17 protein-coding genes and 1 pseudogene are annotated in these 17,847 nt (G+C 69.5%); 7 read left to right on the forward strand and 11 right to left on the reverse strand.

Features of this window, described 5'->3' with window-relative positions; translation table 11 throughout:
* Positions 1–24 precede the first annotated feature (24 nt).
* The gene (locus ACN28I_RS37455) at positions 25–1,416 is read left to right on the forward strand and encodes an MFS transporter (RefSeq protein WP_420946690.1); all 1,392 of its coding nucleotides are present in this window, start codon (positions 25–27) and stop codon (positions 1,414–1,416) included.
* Between the two features lie 13 nt (positions 1,417–1,429).
* On the opposite strand, the gene ACN28I_RS37460 is transcribed toward ACN28I_RS37455, so the two are convergent.
* The 10 genes and pseudogenes from ACN28I_RS37460 to ACN28I_RS37505 form a co-directional block, all read right to left on the reverse strand.
* Positions 1,430–2,314 carry a hypothetical protein gene (locus tag ACN28I_RS37460; RefSeq protein ID WP_420946691.1) on the reverse strand — a complete coding sequence of 295 codons (885 nt, stop codon included), beginning with the start codon at positions 2,312–2,314 and terminating at the stop codon, positions 1,430–1,432.
* A 116-nt stretch (positions 2,315–2,430) separates the two neighbouring features.
* A complete protein-coding gene (locus ACN28I_RS37465; protein ID WP_420946692.1) occupies positions 2,431–3,726 on the reverse strand; it encodes a TolC family protein in 1,296 nt (431 codons plus the stop codon).
* Positions 3,726–4,958, reverse strand: a complete 1,233-nt coding sequence (locus ACN28I_RS37470) for an ABC transporter permease (RefSeq protein WP_420946693.1) — start codon at positions 4,956–4,958, stop codon at positions 3,726–3,728. Before ACN28I_RS37470 ends, ACN28I_RS37465 begins: the two co-directional genes overlap by 1 nt.
* Positions 4,955–5,701: an ABC transporter ATP-binding protein gene (locus ACN28I_RS37475; RefSeq protein ID WP_420946694.1), complete on the reverse strand. Its 747-nt coding sequence runs from the start codon at positions 5,699–5,701 to the stop codon at positions 4,955–4,957. Before ACN28I_RS37475 ends, ACN28I_RS37470 begins: the two co-directional genes overlap by 4 nt.
* Positions 5,702–5,719: 18 nt before the next feature.
* Positions 5,720–7,090, reverse strand: coding sequence for an efflux RND transporter periplasmic adaptor subunit (locus ACN28I_RS37480; protein WP_420946695.1), 1,371 nt, complete (start codon positions 7,088–7,090; stop codon positions 5,720–5,722).
* A gap of 123 nt (positions 7,091–7,213) precedes the next feature.
* The gene (locus ACN28I_RS37485) at positions 7,214–7,771 is read right to left on the reverse strand and encodes a hypothetical protein (RefSeq protein ID WP_420946696.1); all 558 of its coding nucleotides are present in this window, start codon (positions 7,769–7,771) and stop codon (positions 7,214–7,216) included.
* Positions 7,772–7,775: 4 nt separating this feature from the next.
* On the reverse strand, positions 7,776–8,201 hold the full coding sequence (locus tag ACN28I_RS37490) for a hypothetical protein (RefSeq protein ID WP_420946697.1): 426 nt from the start codon (positions 8,199–8,201) through the stop codon (positions 7,776–7,778).
* Positions 8,202–8,325: 124 nt separating this feature from the next.
* Positions 8,326–8,787 carry a sensor histidine kinase gene (locus ACN28I_RS37495; protein ID WP_420946698.1) on the reverse strand — a complete coding sequence of 154 codons (462 nt, stop codon included), beginning with the start codon at positions 8,785–8,787 and terminating at the stop codon, positions 8,326–8,328.
* A 127-nt stretch (positions 8,788–8,914) separates the two neighbouring features.
* A pseudogene (locus ACN28I_RS37500) lies at positions 8,915–9,724 on the reverse strand (HAMP domain-containing protein); the annotation flags it as partial.
* Positions 9,721–10,449 (reverse strand): response regulator transcription factor, encoded by a 729-nt coding sequence (locus ACN28I_RS37505; RefSeq protein ID WP_420946699.1) that lies wholly within the window; start codon positions 10,447–10,449, stop codon positions 9,721–9,723. The gene ACN28I_RS37505 and the pseudogene ACN28I_RS37500, both read right to left, overlap by 4 nt.
* A gap of 227 nt (positions 10,450–10,676) precedes the next feature.
* On the opposite strand from ACN28I_RS37505, the gene ACN28I_RS37510 reads away from it, so the two are divergent.
* The 4 genes from ACN28I_RS37510 to ACN28I_RS37525 all read left to right on the forward strand — a co-directional run bounded on the left by ACN28I_RS37510 (position 10,677) and on the right by ACN28I_RS37525 (position 15,418).
* Positions 10,677–10,997: a hypothetical protein gene (locus ACN28I_RS37510; RefSeq protein WP_420946700.1), complete on the forward strand. Its 321-nt coding sequence runs from the start codon at positions 10,677–10,679 to the stop codon at positions 10,995–10,997.
* Positions 10,998–11,212: 215 nt separating this feature from the next.
* On the forward strand, positions 11,213–11,674 hold the full coding sequence (locus ACN28I_RS37515; RefSeq protein ID WP_420946701.1) for a hypothetical protein: 462 nt from the start codon (positions 11,213–11,215) through the stop codon (positions 11,672–11,674).
* A 98-nt stretch (positions 11,675–11,772) separates the two neighbouring features.
* Positions 11,773–14,142, forward strand: coding sequence for an FG-GAP-like repeat-containing protein (locus tag ACN28I_RS37520; protein WP_420946702.1), 2,370 nt, complete (start codon positions 11,773–11,775; stop codon positions 14,140–14,142).
* Between the two features lie 220 nt (positions 14,143–14,362).
* On the forward strand, positions 14,363–15,418 hold the full coding sequence (locus tag ACN28I_RS37525) for a hypothetical protein (RefSeq protein WP_420946703.1): 1,056 nt from the start codon (positions 14,363–14,365) through the stop codon (positions 15,416–15,418).
* Positions 15,419–15,421: 3 nt separating this feature from the next.
* Here the strand turns inward: ACN28I_RS37525 and ACN28I_RS37530 are convergent, their stop codons facing one another.
* Complete coding sequence (locus ACN28I_RS37530) at positions 15,422–16,003, reverse strand: TIGR02265 family protein (protein ID WP_420946704.1); 582 nt, start codon at positions 16,001–16,003, stop codon at positions 15,422–15,424.
* A 216-nt stretch (positions 16,004–16,219) separates the two neighbouring features.
* Between ACN28I_RS37530 and ACN28I_RS37535 the strand changes: the two genes are divergently transcribed.
* Positions 16,220–17,197, forward strand: coding sequence for a fumarylacetoacetate hydrolase family protein (locus tag ACN28I_RS37535; RefSeq protein WP_420946705.1), 978 nt, complete (start codon positions 16,220–16,222; stop codon positions 17,195–17,197).
* Complete coding sequence (gene maiA / locus ACN28I_RS37540) at positions 17,194–17,841, forward strand: maleylacetoacetate isomerase (protein ID WP_420946706.1); 648 nt, start codon at positions 17,194–17,196, stop codon at positions 17,839–17,841. Before ACN28I_RS37535 ends, maiA begins: the two co-directional genes overlap by 4 nt.
* Positions 17,842–17,847 lie beyond the last annotated feature (6 nt).

Consider the following 17,847-nt stretch of genomic DNA (forward strand, 5'->3'; position numbering starts at 1 on the left):
CCACTTCATGACAGGGGAAACACCGTGACGGTACCCAACGCCTCCCAGGCGCCCGAGCAGGTCCAGCACACGAACATCTGGAAGGTGGCCGCCGCGAGCTTCATCGGCACGGCCGTGGAGTGGTACGACTTCTTCCTCTACGGGACGGCGGCGGCGCTCATCTTCAACCGCCTCTTCTTCCCGTCGTTCGATCCGTTGATGGGGACGCTGGCCGCGTTCGCCACCTTCGCGGTGGGCTTCGTGGCGCGGCCGCTGGGCGGCATCATCTTCGGCCACTTCGGCGACAAGCTCGGGCGCAAGTCCATGCTGAGCGCCACGTTGATGATCATGGGCCTGGCCACGTTCGCCATCGGCCTGCTGCCCACCTACGAGACCATCGGCGTGTGGGCGCCCATCCTCCTGGTGCTCCTGCGCATCCTCCAGGGCTTCGGTCTGGGCGGCGAGTGGGGCGGCGCGGTGCTGATGGCCGTGGAGCATGCCCCCGCCCACCGGCGCGGCTTCTACGGGAGCTGGCCGCAGATGGGCGCGCCCGCGGGCCTGCTGGTGGCCAACGCCGTGTTCTCCCTCTTCTCCCGCCTGCCCGAGGAGCAGTTCGTCTCGTGGGGCTGGCGCGTGCCCTTCCTCTTCAGCGTGGTGCTCATCGGCATCGGCGTCTTCATCCGCGTGAGCGTCGCCGAGTCCCCCGCCTTCCGCGCGCAGCAGGCCGCCCACAAGGCGCCCCAGGCCGCGAGCGCTGGCGAGAAGCTCCCCATCCTCGAGGTGCTGCGCACCTACCCCCGGCAGATCCTCCTCGCCATGGGGGCGCGCTTCGCGGAGAACGGCTTCTTCTACATCGTCACCACGTTCGTCCTCACCTACGGCACCGAGCAGCTCAAGCTGGACAAGGCCACCATGCTCAACGGCGTGCTCGCGGCCACCGCCGTGCACCTGGTGGCCATCCCCGTCTTCGGGGCCCTCTCGGACGTGGTGGGCCGCCGCCCCGTCTACCTCGCGGGCGCCGCGGGCTGCGCGCTGCTGGCCTTCCCCTTCTTCTGGCTCATCGACACCCGCTCCACGGCCCTCATCGTGGTGGCCATCACGCTGGGCATCATCGCCCACGCGGCCATGTACGGGCCCCAGGCCAGCTTCTTCTCGGAGCTCTTCGGCACGCGCGTGCGCTACAGCGGCGCCTCGCTGGGCTACCAGCTCGCCTCCGTGTTCGCGGGGGGCCTGTCGCCCCTCACCGCCACCTTCCTGCTGTCGCAGTCCGGGGGCAAGCCCTGGCCCGTGTCGCTCTACATGGTGGGCCTGGCGCTCGTCACCCTCGTCTCCGTGTACCTCTCCGCCGAGACGTTCCGCGAGCACCTCACCGAGCCAGCCCCCACGGCTCCGTTAGCGGGAGCCGCGGGGACCGGCGAGCGGCGCGAGGTGGCCTGAGCTTCAGGACAACTCAGTACGCGTAGGTGGCCACGTCGGCGCGCACCACGCCGACGATGTTCTCCCAGTTGCCGTTCTGGTAGTGGTTGTGTTTCTCGCCGTCATCGCGGAACTTCACGGTGTGGTAGCTCCACTTGGCCTTGCCGTTGCTGGTGGCGGCGGTGCCCGTGTTCAGGGTGCCGTCGCAGAACCAGTCGCCCGGGTTGCAGAAGCCACCCTTGACGGAGACGCCGCCGGTGGAGTGGTAGGCCACGGCCTCGTCGTCCTGCCCGGAGAGGATGCCGGAGTAGGCCGTGCCCTTGGCGCCAGCGAACATGTTGAACCAGATGGCGCGCGTGGTGTTGTGGTTGTACATGCCGCGCGCCGTGGAGGTGACGAGGTCGCCCACGATGGGGTCGCTCGTCGCCCACTCGCCCTTGTCGGCCAGCTCGCTGCCGCCGCCAGCGCCGGAGGCCACGTCCACCCACTTGATGTTCCAGCCCACCTGGGTGGTGCCGTCGGTGTTGCCGCACACGCCCGAGGCGTTGGGGACGGCGTTCTTCTTGTAGCGCGCCGAGCCGCCGTACATGGACAGCGCGTAGCCGATCTGCAGGTCGCCCGCGCTGTGCACGGCGATGTAGCACCAGTTGGTGCCGGTGCAGAAGCAGTCGAGCGCGTCACGCACGCGGAAGTTCTCCACGGAGATGCGCTGCCGGCCATCCCAGTTGACGGCCTTCTTGTTCACGCCGGCCGCCGCGGTGGTCGGGCCCCAGTTGGAGAAGTCGGCGTAGTTGCCGCGCTGGGTGCCGCCGCCGTTCTTGCCGTGGATCCACAGCGTGTAGTTGGTGGCCGAGGCCTCGGGGGCCACGAGGAGGGCGGCGGTGGCCGTCGCCGCGAGGACTGCCGTACGGATGTTCATGGGGACTTCCTGGATGGGGGTTCACGCCCGCCCGTCCGCCGGGAGGGCGAGCGAAAACCCTACCACCAAGAATTCCCGCTTAATACAGACACACCATCAAAAACCGGGGTGACTGTTCACCCGGTGGGGCCAGGCTGCCGGCCCAGGGCGCGCGCCAGCTCCGTGCGCGCGGTGGCCAGGTTGTACGTGGCCTGGACACGTTGGACGGCCGCGTTGGTGGCGGAGAGCTGCGCGTCGGACAGCTCGATGATGTTGCCCACGCCCGCGCGGTAGCGGCCCTCGGCCAGGCGCAGCCGCTCGCGGGCATTGGTCAGCGCCTCCTCCGCGGCGGACACGCTCTCTTGCGCGGCGTTCACCGCGAGCTGCGCGCGCTCCACCTCCAGCCGTACCTGCTGGCGCAGCGCGTCACGCTGGGCCTCGATGCTGCTCAGGTTGGCCTGCTGCTCGCGCACCTGGGCGCGGGTGATGCCGCCCTCGAACAGCGGCCAGCTCAGCCCCACCTGACCGCTCAGCCCCCACTGCAGCTTCGCCGGGTCCGCGCCCGCCTGCGAGCCCGACACGGACGCGGAGAGCCTCGGCCAGTACCCGCCGCGCGTGGCGGAGATCTGATGCTCCTGGGCACGGAGCTGGTGCTCGCTCGCGGCCAGCTCGGGCCGGCCCTGGATGGCCGCGTCCACCAGTGCGTCCACGGCCAGGGCCTCACCGTCCACGGGGCCCACCACCGCCTCCTGGACGGCGTAATCGGTGGGGCCTTCCAGGCCCATGGCCTGGTTGAGCAGCGCCTTGCTGGTGGCGGCGTTGTTGCGCGCCTGGATGAGCTGCACCTGGGCGTTGGCCACCGCCGTGCGCTGCTGCAGCAGATCGATTTCCGGCCGGGTGCCCACCTGCACCTGGGCGTTGACCTGCCCCAGGCGCGCCTTCTCGTTCTCCAGCGTCTCCTGGGCCACCTGCACCAGCGCCTGCTGCGCCAGGACGTTGAAGTAGGCGGTCTGCACGTTGGCCATCACGTCCACCAACGTCTGGTTCTCCGTCTCCCGCTGGGCCTGGGCGGACTGCTGGGCCGAGCGCCACCGGCCCGTGGTGCGGCCGAAGTCCCAGAGGAGCTGGCTGACGGACGCACCCATGTTGAAGCCCTCGCGGCTGATGAAGCCGGAGGGGTTCGCCGTGTTCACGGTTTCGCCCTCGGACAGCGAGCGCTGGTAGGAGAGGTTGGCGCTCACCTGGGGCAGCAGCGGGGCGAAGTTCTGGTCCACGCGGGCGTTGGCCGCGGAGGTGGTGGCCTGGGCCTGGCGCAGTTGCGGCTGCCGCTCGGCGGCGGTGCGCAGGGCCTCCTCCAGGGTGAGCACGCGTGGCTGGGCCCACGCCGGACTGGCGGCGAGCAACAGGGCGAGAAGGGGCAGAAGGGTTCGCATCACTCGTACCTCAGGGCGTCGATGGGATCGAGCTGGCTCGCCTTGCGCGCGGGGTAGAGGCCGAAGCCCACGCCCACGAGCGCGCTGAAGCCGAGCGCGATGAAGATGACATCCGGGCGGACCAACAGGGGCCACTGGAACTGGGTGGCGAGGAACCGGGCCACTCCCAGTCCCACCGCCGCGCCGATGAGCCCTCCGAGCAGTGCCAGCGCCAGCGCCTCGATGAGGAACTGGGCGAGGATGTCCCGGGGCCTCGCGCCCACCGCCACACGCACGCCAATCTCCCGGGTGCGCTCGGTGACGCTCACCAGCATGATGTTCATGATGCCGATGCCCCCCACCACCAGGGACACGGCGGCGATGGAGGCCAGCAGCAGGCTGAGCGTCTCGGTGCTCTGCTGGCGGCTGTTGGCCAGCTCGGACAGGTCTCGCACGTCGAAGTCGTCGTCGGCGTTCTCGCCCAGCCGGTGCCGCTCGCGCAGCAGCGCGCTGACGTCCTGCCGGGCCTTCGCGGTGCCGGCGGTGGCATCCGCCTGCACGTAGATGATGCCGGTGAGGTACTTGCCCAGGCTCTGCGACTGGAGCTGCCGCTGGAAGGTGGTGGCGGGGACGAGGATGCTGTCGTCGTAGTCCTGCCCCATGGGCGACTGTCCCTTGCGCGCCGTCATGCCGACGATGGTGAAGGGCGTCTTGTTGATGCGGATGACCTGGCCCACCGGGTCGAAGCCCGCGCCATAGAGCATCTCCACCACCGTCTGGCCGATGACGGCCACCTTGGCTCCCGCCTCCACGTCCGCCTCGGTGAAGCGCCGGCCCGTGGCGATGGTCCAGCCGCGCACGTCGAAGAAGTCGGGCGTGGTGCCCGTCACGCTCGTCGACCAGTTCTGGTCCTCGGAGAAAACCTGGGAGCTGGTGCGCATCTCCGGGGCGGCGGCGCGCACGCTCGGTACCTGCGTGCGGATGGCCTCCAGGTCATCCCAGGTGAGGGTGGGCTGGCTGCCAGAGCCTCCCCGCGCGCCGCCCGAGTTGGTGGAGCCGGACCTGAGGATGAGCAGGTTGGTGCCCATCGAGTCGAACACCTTCTGGACGCTGGCCCGGGCCCCATCGCCAATGGCCACCATGGCGATGACGGCCCCCACGCCGATGATGATGCCCAGCGCGGTGAGGAAGGAGCGCATCTTGCTGCGCAGCAGCGAGCGCATCGCCAGCGACATCGTTTCGAGCACGTTCATGACACGGCCTCCTCGAGCGGGGGCACTTCGGCGGGCACGGGCTGCTGGCGCTTGTCCGAGATGATGCGCCCGTCCTTCACCACCACCACGCGGCTGGCATGGCTGGCGATGTCCGGCTCGTGCGTCACCAGCACGAGCGTGATTCCCTCGTGACGGAGCTCCTGGAAGAGCGCCATCACCTCCACGCTGGTGCGCGAGTCCAGGTTGCCCGTGGGCTCGTCGGCGAGGATGACGCGGGGCTGGCTCACCAGCGCCCGGGCGATGGCCACGCGCTGCTGCTGGCCACCGGAGAGCTGGCGCGGGTGGTGGTCCAGGCGTGCGCCCAGGCCCACCCGCTCGAGTGCCTCGCGGGCCCGCCGCTTGCGCTCGCGCGCGGGCACCCCGGCGTAGAGCATGGGCAGCTCCACGTTCTCCAGGGCGCTGGTGCGCGCCAGCAGGTTGAAGCTCTGGAAGACGAAGCCCAGGGTGCGGTTGCGCACGATGGCCAGGCCGTTGCGGTCCAGGCGCGACACGTCCTGGCCGTCCAGGAAGTACTGGCCCGCGGTGGGCCGGTCCAGGCAGCCGAGGATGTTCATCAGGGTGGACTTCCCCGAACCGCTCGAGCCCATGATGGCCACGAACTCGCCCGTCTCCACGTTGAAGTCCACGCCCCGCAGGGCCGCCACCTCCACGTCTCCCGTCTGGTAGATCTTGCTCACGCCCCGCAGGGCGATGAGCGGCATCTGCTCTCGCTGAACACCCATGTCGCGCCTCCCACCGACCTAGAAGGGCCCCGGGGGACGGAATCCGCCACCGGCCCTGGTGCCACCCGCCGCCGGTCTCTGACCGGAGCTGGCGCCCTGCGAGGACTGCGAACCCGCGGCCGTGGCGGTGATGACCTGATCGCCCTCGCGCAGCTCGCCCTCCACCTCCGTGTACGAGCCATCCGTCACGCCGGGCTTCACGCGCACGGGCCGGGGCTGCCCCTCGCGCAGGACGAACACCGTCTTGGTGCCGGGCGCGGGCTTCTCCCTCGCACCCGCGCCCGCCTGGGCTCCCGAGCCGCCCACGCCGGGGCCCTGCCGTGCCGCGCCCGCGGGGGGCTCCGGGGGCCGGAAGCGCAGCGCCGCGTTGGGCACGGTCACCACGTTCTCCCGGTGCGCGGTGATGAAGGTGACGTTGGCCGTCATGCCCGGCTTGAGCTTCAGCTCCGGGTTCTCCACGTCGATGACGGCGTCATAGGTGACGACGTTCTGTACCGTCTGGGAGGCGTTGCGGATCTGCCGGATGGAGCCGTCGAAGTTCACGCCCGGCCAGGCATCCACGGTGAAGGTGGCGCGCATGCCGTCCTGCAACCGGCCCACGTCGGACTCGGCCACGCTGGTGTTCACCTGCATCTTGCGCAGGTCCTCGGCGATGGTGAACAGGGTGGGGGCCTGCAGCGAGGCCGCCACCGTCTGGCCCACGTCCACGCTGCGCGAGATGACGATGCCGTCGGTGGGCGACACGATGGTGGCGTAGCGCAGGTTCACCTCCGTCTCGTTGAGCGCCGCCTGCGCCTGGGCCAGCGAGGCCTCGGACGAGGTCACCTGGGCCTGGGACACCTGGGCGGCGGACTCGGCGGTGTCCAGCTCCGACTGGGAGATGAACTGCTGGTCGCGCAGCGTCTTGGAGCGCTCGGCCTGGCGGCGGGAGTTCTCCGCCTCCACACGCGCCTTCTGCACGTTGGCCCTCGCGGCGGTGAGGTTGGCCCGGGCCCGCTCCACCGCCGCCTGGAGGAGCTGCGGGTCGATGCGGGCAATCACCTGGCCCTTCTTCACCGGCGAGTTGTAGTCGACGAGGATCTCCTGGATGCGGCCGGACACCTGGCTGCCCACCTGCACCGTCACCAGGGCGGACACCGTGCCCGTCGCCGTCACGCGTGACTCGACATCCCGCCGCTGCACCGCCGCCGTCTCGAAGCTGGCGGCCGGGTCCTTCGCCTTGGGCCGGAGCAGCCACACGCCCGCGGCCACCACCGCGGCGATGAGGGTCAGCCACAGGGGCCACCGGGCGGGCAGGTGCCAGCGCCGGGTGGCTTCCACCGGCACGGGCCTGGGCTGGAGGGGACGGGACTGCTCTTCGTGTCGCGGCAACTCGGTCGTTGACCTCATGGGCCCAGATCTACGCCCCGCGACATTTCGATGAATCTCGTCTCTATTACGAAAGATGACGGGACAGGTCCGCCATCATGGCCGCTTGCCCTGCGTCAGGGCGGCCGAGGCAGGCCTCTCTGCTCAGGGAACTTTGTGCGGCTCACTGATGAACAGGGCATGAAACAGGGTGGTATCGGGCGGCTCCTGCGGCTCCACGATAAGCGGGATTCGAATCTCGGCGAGCTCACGAGGAAGGGGCTCGGCCCCGAAGGCCGCCTCGATTCCCCTGGCGATGAGGGAAGCGGGTCCCTGCATCTCGGGCGGCAGCGAATGGAGGAAGACCTGGTGGCTCCGCTCCCGGCCCCTGTAGGTGTATTGCACGCCGTAGACGGTGTAGACGGGCGCCAGAATACTGAGACAGCCGACGACCGCCGCGCCTGCGGGCTGTGTCTTGGGATAAGCGGCGCAGCGGAAACTGGGAGTGCACGTTGCCGTGGCGTTGCCGATGTCGAAGTCCGGTAGCGCTCCCCTGAGTTCACGCAGGAACGCCCGCCATTGATCCATCTTCTTGATTTCCTGCTCCCATTGCTCCGAGAACCTGTCTTCCTCGGGGCTGTTTTCTGGCCTGTAGTTGAAGTCCTTGTCCGGACGGAAATAGTTCCGGACAATGGAAAGCAGTTCTTCCGCTGAATGGGGCATGTGGCTACAGGTTGAAGTTGATGATCGTGGGTGTTGTTTTCTTGTGACACGACTTCGTGACCATCGAGCCGCGTACGGCACGATCCAGGATTTCGTTGAACTTCGTCTTGAATTGCTCACAGACGAGGCCGGGACTCGGAGAAGAGGGCGCGCTGAGCACGATTCTCCCGGCCTCGTTGGCGCAGTCGGCGGCGATGCGCTGTGCCAGCGTCACGGAAATATATCCATCCACCCTGGTCTCGATGGGCATCTCGACACCAAATCTACAAACAAACGAATCCAGGTTGGGGGTGTGGATGACGGGCACATGGAGGCAGGCCGCACGCCAGCCGTCTGGTCCTGGCTCGGTCTTTTCCACGACGGTCACGAAGTCGAAGTGACGCGGCAGATAGTGGTTGATGGTACATCCCCCGAGAACGGGCAGCACCACGAGGGACAGGCGGAGCGGTAGGGGTACAGACATTCGCGTAAACGGTAGCTGCCATGGCTTCGACAGGGGCGAGCCGCATGCACGCGAGTGGCGCCCACTGCACAGAGCCCGGAGGACGCGAGCCCTACGTGCCAGTCAGTGGTTGCCCTGCCTCCGGAGCCGAGGGGAGCGTGACCCGGACCGTGGTGCCCTGGTCGGGCTGGCTCTCCAGCGTGAGCGTGCCCCCGTGGGCGACGACGATCCGGCGCGCCAGCGCGAGCCCCAGCCCCACGCCGCCCGTCTTCCGGGCGCGGCTGCGGTCGCTGCGGAAGAACGGGGTGAACAGATGGGGCAGGTCCTTCGCCTCGATGCCAATGCCCTCGTCGCGCACCTCCACCTGGAGGCCGTGCTCCAGTGGGCGGGCGAGCAGCCGTACCGTGCTCTGGGGCTCGGAGTATTTGCCCGCGTTGTCGAGCAGGTTGTCGAGCGCGCGCCGCAACAGCACCGGGTCCGCCTCCAGCACGGGCATCGTCCCCGCGTCCACGTGCACCTCCAGCCGGTGCGCCGGGTGGGTGGAGCGGAAGCGCGCGGCGGCCTTGTCCAACAACGTCTGGGCCTCCACGAGCTTCCCGGCGCAGCGGTGGGGTGGAGCCGGGAGTCTGCTCCGCGGTGAGATCCAGCCGGGCCGCGGTGAGCACGTCCGACACCAGCCGCTCCAGCTCGTTCAGGTCCTCGGCGATGTCCGCGAGGGACTCGCGTGCCAGGGTGGCGTCCCCCTCGTTGGCCAGATCCAGCGCCACGCGGATGCGGGCGAGCGGAGTGCGCAGCTCGTGCGAGACGTTGGCGAGCAGCTCCTTCTGCGAGCGCAGCAGGTGGGTGAGGCGCTCGGCCATCTCGTCGAAGGCCTCGGCCACCTGTCCCAGCTCGTCGCGCCGGCGCACGCCCGTGCGCGCGCTCAGCGTGCCCGCACCGAAGGCCCGCGCCGCCGCGGCCAGCTTCTGGAGGGGCAAGGCCAGGGAACGGGCGAAGACGATGGACGTGATGGCCGTGCACCCGAGGACCACGGCGAGCATGATCCCGAGATCGCGCGGAGGCCCGGGCGGCTTGGGCAGGTCGATGATCGCGTAGGCCCGCGGCGCGCCTGTCTCCGGGATGGCCACCCTCACGAGGTGGGGCGGCTCGGGGTTGCTCCGCATGCGCTCCTGCTCGAGCCGGCGCAGCTCCTCGGCGGACAGGGGAGGGTGGGGCGGGGAGACATTGGAGGCGAGGAGCTGGCCATCGGCGGCGCGCAGCGTCACCTGCATTCGGAGCTGCTGGCCCGCCTGGTCCACCACCTCCTGCAACTTCCCGGGCTGGTCCAGGAACAGGGCCCAGCTGGACACGGCGTAGGCCGCGACCCGCTCGGAGTATCGCGGCCGGTTTCCTTCCTCGGCGTACCGGCGGGCCAGGTTGAACGCGAAGGTGATGAGCAGCAACTGCGCGAGCCCCACCAGGTAGATGCGCAGCAGCAGGCGGCCGGGAAGCCGGGTGCGCCGGGTGCTCATGTCTCGTCACCGGTGGCGAGCAGGTAGCCCGCGCCGCGCACCGTCTTGAGCAGCTTCGGATTGCGAGGGTCCTCTTCGATCTTCTGGCGGATGCGGAAGATGTGCACGTCGACGGAGCGGTCGAACACCTCGTCCGCGTTGCCCTTCACCAGGTCCAGGAGCTGCTCGCGGCTGAGCACCCGTCCGGCGCGCTCGGCCAGCACCCGCAGCAGCGCGAACTCGTACGAGGTCAGCGACAGCACCTTGCCATCCAGGGTGGCGCTGAGGCTGCGGGGATCCATCGACAGCTTGCCCGCCTGGATGGGCTGCGAGGAGGGACCGGTGCGCCCGCGGGCCCGGCGCACCTGGGCGCGGATGCGCGCGAGCAGCTCTCGCGAGGAGTAGGGCTTGGCGAGGTAGTCGTCCGCGCCCGACTCCAGGCCGAGCACCCGGTCGGCCTCCTCCCCGCGCGCCGTCACCATGATGATGGGGACATCACTGCGCGTGCGCAGCTCGCGGCACACCTCCATCCCATCCCGCCCGGGGAGCATGAGATCCAACAGGAGCACGTCGTAGGCATGGCGGCTCGCCTCCGCCAGTCCCTCGGGGCCGGTGCGGGCGACGGTGACGATGATGCCGTGCTCCTGCAGGTAGCGGCTGGTGAGCCGGGCCAGGCGCTCGTCGTCCTCCACCAGCAACACCTGGATGGTTCCTTCGTCCGTGGTGGAGTGTGTCGTCGGGTCCATGCGCGTCTCTCTCCTCCCGCTGTGCCGTCCGCCCCAAGAGGCTCAGCGCTAGAAGATACGACCCGGGCGCAATTGGAGGGGTACGGAAAGGCTGGACGCTTGCTCCCGGGTCGCATCCTGGAAGATGCCCACCAGTTGTTAACGGAGTGCTTCGGTGGGATGACGAAATATTTCCGAGCGGACACGGGCGGGTCCGGGCAGAGGCCCGGCTGTTTATGATTCGCGGCATGTTCAAGACCGCATGGGTCGTGACCGCCCTCCTGGGCTCCTCTCCCCAGAACACGCAACCCCCTCCGGCCCCGGCCATGAAGACCGTGACCTTCGAGGGCGCGTGTGACGCGTCGGGCGCCGTGGTGCAGGGCCCGTGGATGTTCACCGTCGCGGATGACGAGGACAACGTCATCCGCGTCTACGATGGCAAGAGCGGAGGGGGCCCGGTCAGGACCTCCGACCTGTCCGCGGCGCTGGCGCTTCCCGCGGGAAAGAAGCGGGCTCCCGAGACGGACATCGAGGCCGCGACGGAGCTCCCCCGTTCTCCTTCTGGCTGACCTCCCATGGACGCAAGAGCTCCGGAAAGCTGGACGCCAACCGCTTCCGCTTCTTCGCGACCCGCACCCTGGAGGATGGGACGACCCGGCTCGAGGGAAAGCCCTACACGTGGCTGCTCGATGACCTCCTCGCGGCCCCGCAGCTCAAGGGGTTCGGCCTGTCCCCGGCCGCCACGCGCGCGCCCAAGGAGGAGGGCGGCCTCAACATCGAGGGCATGACGGCGATGGAGGACGGGACGTCCATCCTGATCGGCTTCCGCAATCCGATTCCCCAGGGCAAGGCCCTCACCGTCGTGCTCTTGAATCCCACGGAGCTGCTGCAGGGGAAGAGGGCGCGTCTGGGGCCCGCGCGGCTGCTGGACCTCGGTGGGTTGGGGATTCGAGCCATCTCCTGGTGGCGGGGGCAGTACCTCTTCATCGGAGGTCCCATCTCCGGTCACGGAGGCTCGCGCCTGTTCTCCTGGGATGGCGGGTCCGGAGAGCCCAAGGCGGTGGCGGGCGCCGACTTCACCGGCCTCAACCCCGAGGCCTTCGTCACGTTCGAGGACAAGGAGGAGATCCTCGTCCTCAGCGATGACGGGAGCAGCTTGATCGACGGCGTCGAGTGCAAGCGGCTGCCGGAGGCGGCGAAGAAGCGCTTCCGGGGCGTCTGGCTGCGGTTGCCCGGGAAGAAGTGAGCACTCGAAGATCCACTCCCCGGTCTTCCCCTCAATTCCAGTCCAGGAGCCCCCACCAGGCATGGGGGTTTCGGGTCTCGAGTGGAGGAAGACGCGACATGAAGACGCGAGGCGGCATGCAGGGCCGTGTGGGTGGAACGAGGTTCCGGTGTGGACGGCTGTTCATCGCGCTGGGCGTGCTGTCCGGGGCGGGGGCGTGCGGCACCACGGACTCGAAGGACGACCCCAAGACGCGGGGCGAGGGTCACCTCTCGGAGCGCTGCGAGGTGCGGCCGCCCGCCACGGGTGGTTTCGAGCCGGAGCTGCAGTGGGCGTGGACGGGCAGCGAGGTCATGCCCGGGCACAATCAAGTGATGATGACGCCCGTGGTGGTGGACGTGAACGGGGACCGCGTTCCGGACATCGTCTTCAGCACCTTCGCGGGAGCCCACTACAGCGTGGACGGGGTGCTCCGGGCCGTCAGCGGGGATGACGGGCGCGAGCTGTGGAGCGTGACCGACCCCGAGGCCCGGGTGAAGCCCGCCGCGAGCCTCGCCGCGGGAGACATCGACGGTGACGGTCTGGTGGAGCTCTGCGGCATTCCCGAGAACGGCCGCGGCATTCTCTGCTTCGAGAACGATGGCACCTTCAAGTTCCGCTCGGCCGAGGGCGCGTACGATTACAACGAGTGGGGCGGCCCCTCGCTGGCGGACCTGGACGGCGACGGCACCGTGGAGATCCTCGACGGCAACCGCGTCTACAGCCACACCGGCGAGCTGAAGTGGGTGGGCTCGGATGGCATGGGCGGTGCCCTGTACACGGGCCCCGTGTCCTTCGCGGCGGACATCGACCAGGACGGGATTCAGGAGGTCATCAACGACCGGGCCATCTACCGGGCCGACGGCACGCTCAAGTGCGTCAACACGGAGATTCCCCACGGCTTCGCCGGGGTGGCCAACTTCGACGGCGACGCGGCCGGTGAGGTCGTGGTGGCGGGCCACGGCAAGGTGAGCCTGCTCGATGACGACTGCTCGCTGGTGTGGAGCGTCGACGTCCCCGGCGGGGGCCATGGCGGCTCGCCCAACATCGCGGACTTCGATGGGGACGGCCAGCTGGAGATCGGCCTGCCCGGGGAGTGGGCCTACTCCGTCTTCGAGGCCGATGGGAGCGTCAAGTGGTCCAGCCCCATCCAGGACTACAGCTCCGGCCGCACCGGCTCCACCACCTTCGATTTCGAGGGCGATGGCCGGCTCGAGGTCGTCTTCGCCGACGAGCTGGCGCTGCGCATCTACGACGCCGCCACCGGCGCGGTGCGCTGGGAGATTCCCAACAGCTCGTCCACCACGCACGAGAACCCCGTCATCGCGGACGTGGATGGGGACCATGCGGCGGACCTCGTGGTGGTCTCCAACAACCATGCGTCGCCGGGCGGCACCCACGGCCTGCGCGTGTTCCACGACCGGGAGGAGGACTGGGCCGGCACGCGGCGCATCTGGAACCAGCACGCCTACGCGGTGACGAACGTCAACGACGACGGCACCATCCCGGCGCGCCCGGCGAGCCACTGGCTGCACCCGAAGCTCAACGCCTTCCACGCCAACGTGGCCAACTACTTCGGCGAGGGCCCCGGCCCCTTCTCCGCCGCGGACCTCACCGTGTCCGAGGTGTCCGCCACGTGTGACGGCGAGGGCACGCTCGGGCTCTCCGCGCGCGTGCGCAACGAGGGGCAGGCCGTGGCGGCGGCGGGCGTGAAGGTGGCCTTCTACTCGGGTGACCCGGCTTCGGGCGGCACGCTGCTCGGCGTGGCCCGGCTCGCCGAGGCGCTGCCCGCGGGCGCGGACGTCCTCGTCTCGCTCTTCGTGACCTCCCCGGGCTCCGGCACCGCCGAGCTCTTCGCCCGCGTGGACGACGATGGCACGGGCACGGGCCGCGACACCGAGTGCCGCGAGGACAACAACACCGCCTCCGCCACGGTGGACCTCACGTGCGAGGCGCCCGTGGGCAACCTGCCGCCGGTGGCCCTCTGCCGTGACGTCACCGTCCCCGCGGATGCCTCGTGCCAGGGCCGCGCCAGCGTGGACAACGGCAGCCATGACCCGGACAACGGCCCGGCACCGCTCTCCGTGTCGCAGTCTCCGGATGCGTCCTTCGGGCCGGGCAGCCACCCCGTCACGTTGACGGCCTTCGACGGCGAGGCGAGCGCGCAGTGCGTGGGCATCGTCACCGTGGTGGACTCGGCGAAGCCCACCATCACCTGCCCCCTGTCCGTGGACGCCAGACTGAGCCTCGGCAGCCTCGGGGTCTCCGTGCGTTACGCCGTCTCGGCCCGCGACAACTGCGGCCCGGCCACCGTCACCTGCTCGCGCCCCTCCGGCTCGCTCTTCCTGCTGGGGCTGACGAATGTCACCTGCACCGCCACGGACAGCTCCGGCAACACCGCCTCGTGCGGCTTCGGCATCCGCGTGAGCGCCGGCATCTCCCTGCCGTGATGTCCGGCATGTGACACCAGGTCGGGAAAGCTCCGAGAACCCAGCAGCTTTCCCGACCTGCTGTGTGGACTACAACGAGATTCGCAGTCACAGGAAAGTTTCCCCCTACCTGACCGAAGGGGAGTGGGTTAGGGTGCACCCATGGTGTGTCGGAACCGACACCTCTCTGTGTCCCAAGAGTCCTCTCGCCCCCTGGAGGCTCCAACACGAGGGAAGACGCATGGGTAACGCACTGCAGTCGTTCGTGGCCGTCCCCCCCCGGTCGGCGCGATCCTCCTCCTCGGCCATCACGGCCCTGGCCACGCCGGCCCTGACCACCCTTTGGGGAGACCGGGCCCCTGTCGTCCAGGAGGAGCCGCGGCTGGGCGAGGAGCTGAGCCGGCCGGAGCTGTTCGCGCGCATCTGCGTGAGGGACCCGTACTTCGCGCTGAGCGAGGTGCGGGTGGCGGGAGAGGGCAAGCTGACGGCGCGGGTGCCGGTGGAGCAGGAGACGGGCGGCGAGGCCTCGCCCATCAACGCCGCGGAGGTGGGCAGGCACCTGGCCATTCTCGGCTCGTGTGCGGCGGCGCAGGTGAACCCCAAGGAGGGGCAGCACTACTACCTGGCGCGGCGCGCGCGGCTGGAGCGGCTCCACGCGGGCCCGCTGCCCCGGGCCACCGGGCTGCTGCTCGGGACGGCGCGGGCGGAGTTCCGGGAGAAGCGCACCGCGACGGCGCACACGCGGCTGACGGACGAGCGGGGCCAGGCGCTCTTCTCGCTGGAGGTGGACTACAACGTGCTGTCCGCGGCGGCCTTCCTGCGCCTCTTCCAGGGGGCACGCCAGGACATGCGCCGCGAGCCCCGGGCCGAGCGCGGTCCGCGCAACACGTCCGCGGACTTCGCCGCCCTGCGGACGAACCCCCACCGCGAGCCGCCGCCGCTCCATGGCTACGTGCGCGACGGGGACTGCCTGAAGGCCACCCTGGGCCCGGTGAGCGCGGAGCTGTGCAAGGGCCACTTCGCGCTGCACCCGGTGATGCCGGTGGCGGTGGTGATGAGCGGCCTGTCCGGGCTGGCGGGCTCGCTGTTGCGCGAGCTGGTGGGCAACCCGTCCGCGCGCTACCTGGTGAAGCACGGCGAGGTGCGCGCCGACAGCCTGGCCTATGCCGGCGAGTCGGTGACGTTCGGCTCCCACCTCCACGGCGTGGAGGGCAAGGACCACCGCTTCTACTGCTGGGCCTCGGTGGGGGAGCGCCTGGTGGGCGTGATGGAGCTGACGCTCACCTGCCTGGAGTGAGCCTCACTCCCAGGAGATTTCGTAGTCCACCGAGTCGAGGCCGAGCGTGTGGGCACTCACGAAGCCCTTGAAGCCCAGGGCTTCCAGCGCACCCTCGAAGATGCCCACGTGGTAGGCCGGCGGCTGCATGTCGCCGCGGTAGCTGAGTATGCACGCCTTGGGCCCCGCGGCGCGGTGCTCGCGCTTGCCGTACGTCACCACGGTGCTGAAGGCCACCCGCGTCTGGGCGAAGAGCCGCTGCGGGTCTCCCTTGCCGAGGATGCCGAAGACGACTTGGCCCGGGCCCTTGGAGAAGTTCTGCACGCACGCCCTGCCACAGGCGTTGAAGACGGTGTTCTCGCCGCCGAGCTGCTGCTCGAGCACGTCCGCCGCGCCGTAGAGCATGGTGAGGTAGTCCGAGGCGGGGTAGGTGCGGAGGTCCGCGATGTCCTTGGCGAGCGCCCCGGTACGCACCTGGCGCAGCGCCTGAGCGCCTCCCTTGCGCTCGATGAGGTCGAACACCACCCGGAAGAACAGCCCCCGCACGGAGTCGGTGGGCCGGGTGAGGGCGATGCGGGCGGCGAGCTCGGTCTTGTTCGAGGGCATGGCTGGAGTGACAGCTTACCGGTACCACCCGCCGGGTCGAGAAAACGGGACTCCGGGTAGGGGCTGAGTAGCCAACCTTTACTCGGGGTGGGGGCCCCGGCATGACGCGGTGCGGGGCAGCCTTCGCTTGACACCCCCTGCTCCGGCACCGAAAAGCGCGGGGCCAAGGCGCCGGCCCGCCTCGCTTCTTCCCCTCGGCCACCTGGAGTCCGACGCGTGAAGCTCGCCACCCTCAATGACGGAACCCGCGATGGACGGCTCATCGTCGTCAAGCGCGACAACTCCGCCTACGCGTTCGCCACCAACGTGGCTCTCACGCTCCAGGCCGCGCTCGACCAGTGGGACGAGCTGGAGCCCCGGCTGCGCGCCCTGGCCGAGGAACTCGAGGCCGGCCGCGTGCAGAGCCGCCCCCTGGACGTGAGTGCCCTGCTCTCGCCGCTGCCCCGTGCCTACGAGTGGGTGGATGGCAGCGCCTACCTCAACCACGTCATCCTCGTGCGCAAGGCGCGCAACGCCGAGCCCCCGCCCACGCTGAAGACGGATCCGCTCGTGTACCAGGGCGGCTCGGGCACCTTCCTCGCGCCCACGCAGGACATTCCCCTGGTGGACGAGGCCTGGGGCATGGACTTCGAGTCCGAGGTGGCCGTCATCCTCGGCGACGTGCCCCTGGGCACCCAGGCGAAGGACGCGGAGAAGCACGTGAAGCTGGTGATGCTCTGCAACGACGTCACCCTGCGCAACCTCATCCCCAACGAGCTGGCCAAGGGCTTCGGCTTCTTCCAGGGCAAGCCCTCCAGCTCCTTCAGTCCCTTCGCGCTCACCCCGGACGAGCTCGGCCCCGCGTGGAAGGACGGCCGCGTGCACCTGCGCCTGCGCTCCACCCTCAATGGCCAGGTGGTGGGGGACACGGACGCCGGCCCGGAGATGCACTTCTCCTTCTTCGACCTGCTCCAGCACATCTCCAAGACGCGCGCCTTCACCGCCGGCACCATCCTCGGCAGCGGCACCGTGTCCAACGAGGAGCGTGCCCGCGGCATCTCCTGCCTCGCCGAGCGCCGGATGATCGAAACCATCGAGACGGGCTCCCCCCAGACGCCCTTCATGAAGGTGGGGGACACCATCGAGGTGGAGATGTTCGGTCCGGAAGGCCAGAGCCTCTTCGGACGTATTTCCCAGAAGGTGGTGAAGCCATGAAGCTCTACGGATACTGGCGCTCGTCGTGCTCCTGGCGGGTGCGCATCGCGCTCAACCTCAAGGGCCTGTTCTACGAGTACGTGCCCGTGCACCTGGTGAAGGACGGGGGCGAGCAGCACTCGGAGGCCTACCGCGCCATCAACCCCATGCGGACGGTGCCCACGCTGGAGCTCCGCGAGGGCGGCAAGGTGCACCACCTGGGCCAGTCGATGGCCATCCTCGAGTACCTGGAGGAGCGCTACCCCTCGCCCGCCCTGCTACCGGGCGATCCTTTCCTCCGGGCCCGCTGCCGGATGTTGTCCGAGATGGTGAACTCGGGGATTCAACCGCTGCAGAACCTGTCGGTGATGCAGCGCATCAAGGGGGAGCTGAAGGCGGACGACAAGGCCTGGAGCGCCTATTGGATTGACCGGGGCCTGACGGCCTTCCAGGCGGCCGTGCAGGAGACGGCGGGCACGTACTGCCTGGGCGAGGCAGTGTCGTTCGCCGACATCTGTCTGGTGCCCCAACTCTACGGGGCGCGGCGTTTCGGGGTAGACCTGGAGCGGTACGCACTGCTCACCCGCATCGAAGCGGCGTGCGCCAACCTTCCCGCCTTCCAGGCGGCACATGCGGACCGGCAGCCCGACGCGGTGCCGGCTTGAACGGAG

It is taken from the genome of Archangium gephyra (assembly GCF_049060025.1).
Taxonomy (GTDB): domain Bacteria; phylum Myxococcota; class Myxococcia; order Myxococcales; family Myxococcaceae; genus Archangium; species Archangium gephyra_A.

What these genes read in the sequence shown, in the direction of transcription:
- ACN28I_RS37475 (WP_420946694.1), bottom strand. Translation starts at nt 5,701, where the DNA reads ATGGGTGTTCAGCGAGAGCAGATGCCGCTCATCGCCCTGCGGGGCGTG.
- ACN28I_RS37520 (WP_420946702.1), top strand. Translation starts at nt 11,773, where the DNA reads ATGAAGACGCGAGGCGGCATGCAGGGCCGTGTGGGTGGAACGAGGTTC.
- ACN28I_RS37480 (WP_420946695.1), bottom strand. Translation starts at nt 7,090, where the DNA reads ATGAGGTCAACGACCGAGTTGCCGCGACACGAAGAGCAGTCCCGTCCC.
- ACN28I_RS37465 (WP_420946692.1), bottom strand. Translation starts at nt 3,726, where the DNA reads ATGCGAACCCTTCTGCCCCTTCTCGCCCTGTTGCTCGCCGCCAGTCCG.
- ACN28I_RS37530 (WP_420946704.1), bottom strand. Translation starts at nt 16,003, where the DNA reads ATGCCCTCGAACAAGACCGAGCTCGCCGCCCGCATCGCCCTCACCCGG.
- ACN28I_RS37470 (WP_420946693.1), bottom strand. Translation starts at nt 4,958, where the DNA reads ATGAACGTGCTCGAAACGATGTCGCTGGCGATGCGCTCGCTGCTGCGC.
- ACN28I_RS37460 (WP_420946691.1), bottom strand. Translation starts at nt 2,314, where the DNA reads ATGAACATCCGTACGGCAGTCCTCGCGGCGACGGCCACCGCCGCCCTC.
- ACN28I_RS37485 (WP_420946696.1), bottom strand. Translation starts at nt 7,771, where the DNA reads ATGCCCCATTCAGCGGAAGAACTGCTTTCCATTGTCCGGAACTATTTC.
- ACN28I_RS37505 (WP_420946699.1), bottom strand. Translation starts at nt 10,449, where the DNA reads ATGGACCCGACGACACACTCCACCACGGACGAAGGAACCATCCAGGTG.
- ACN28I_RS37515 (WP_420946701.1), top strand. Translation starts at nt 11,213, where the DNA reads ATGACGGCGATGGAGGACGGGACGTCCATCCTGATCGGCTTCCGCAAT.
- maiA (WP_420946706.1), top strand. Translation starts at nt 17,194, where the DNA reads ATGAAGCTCTACGGATACTGGCGCTCGTCGTGCTCCTGGCGGGTGCGC.
- ACN28I_RS37525 (WP_420946703.1), top strand. Translation starts at nt 14,363, where the DNA reads ATGGGTAACGCACTGCAGTCGTTCGTGGCCGTCCCCCCCCGGTCGGCG.
- ACN28I_RS37510 (WP_420946700.1), top strand. Translation starts at nt 10,677, where the DNA reads ATGTTCAAGACCGCATGGGTCGTGACCGCCCTCCTGGGCTCCTCTCCC.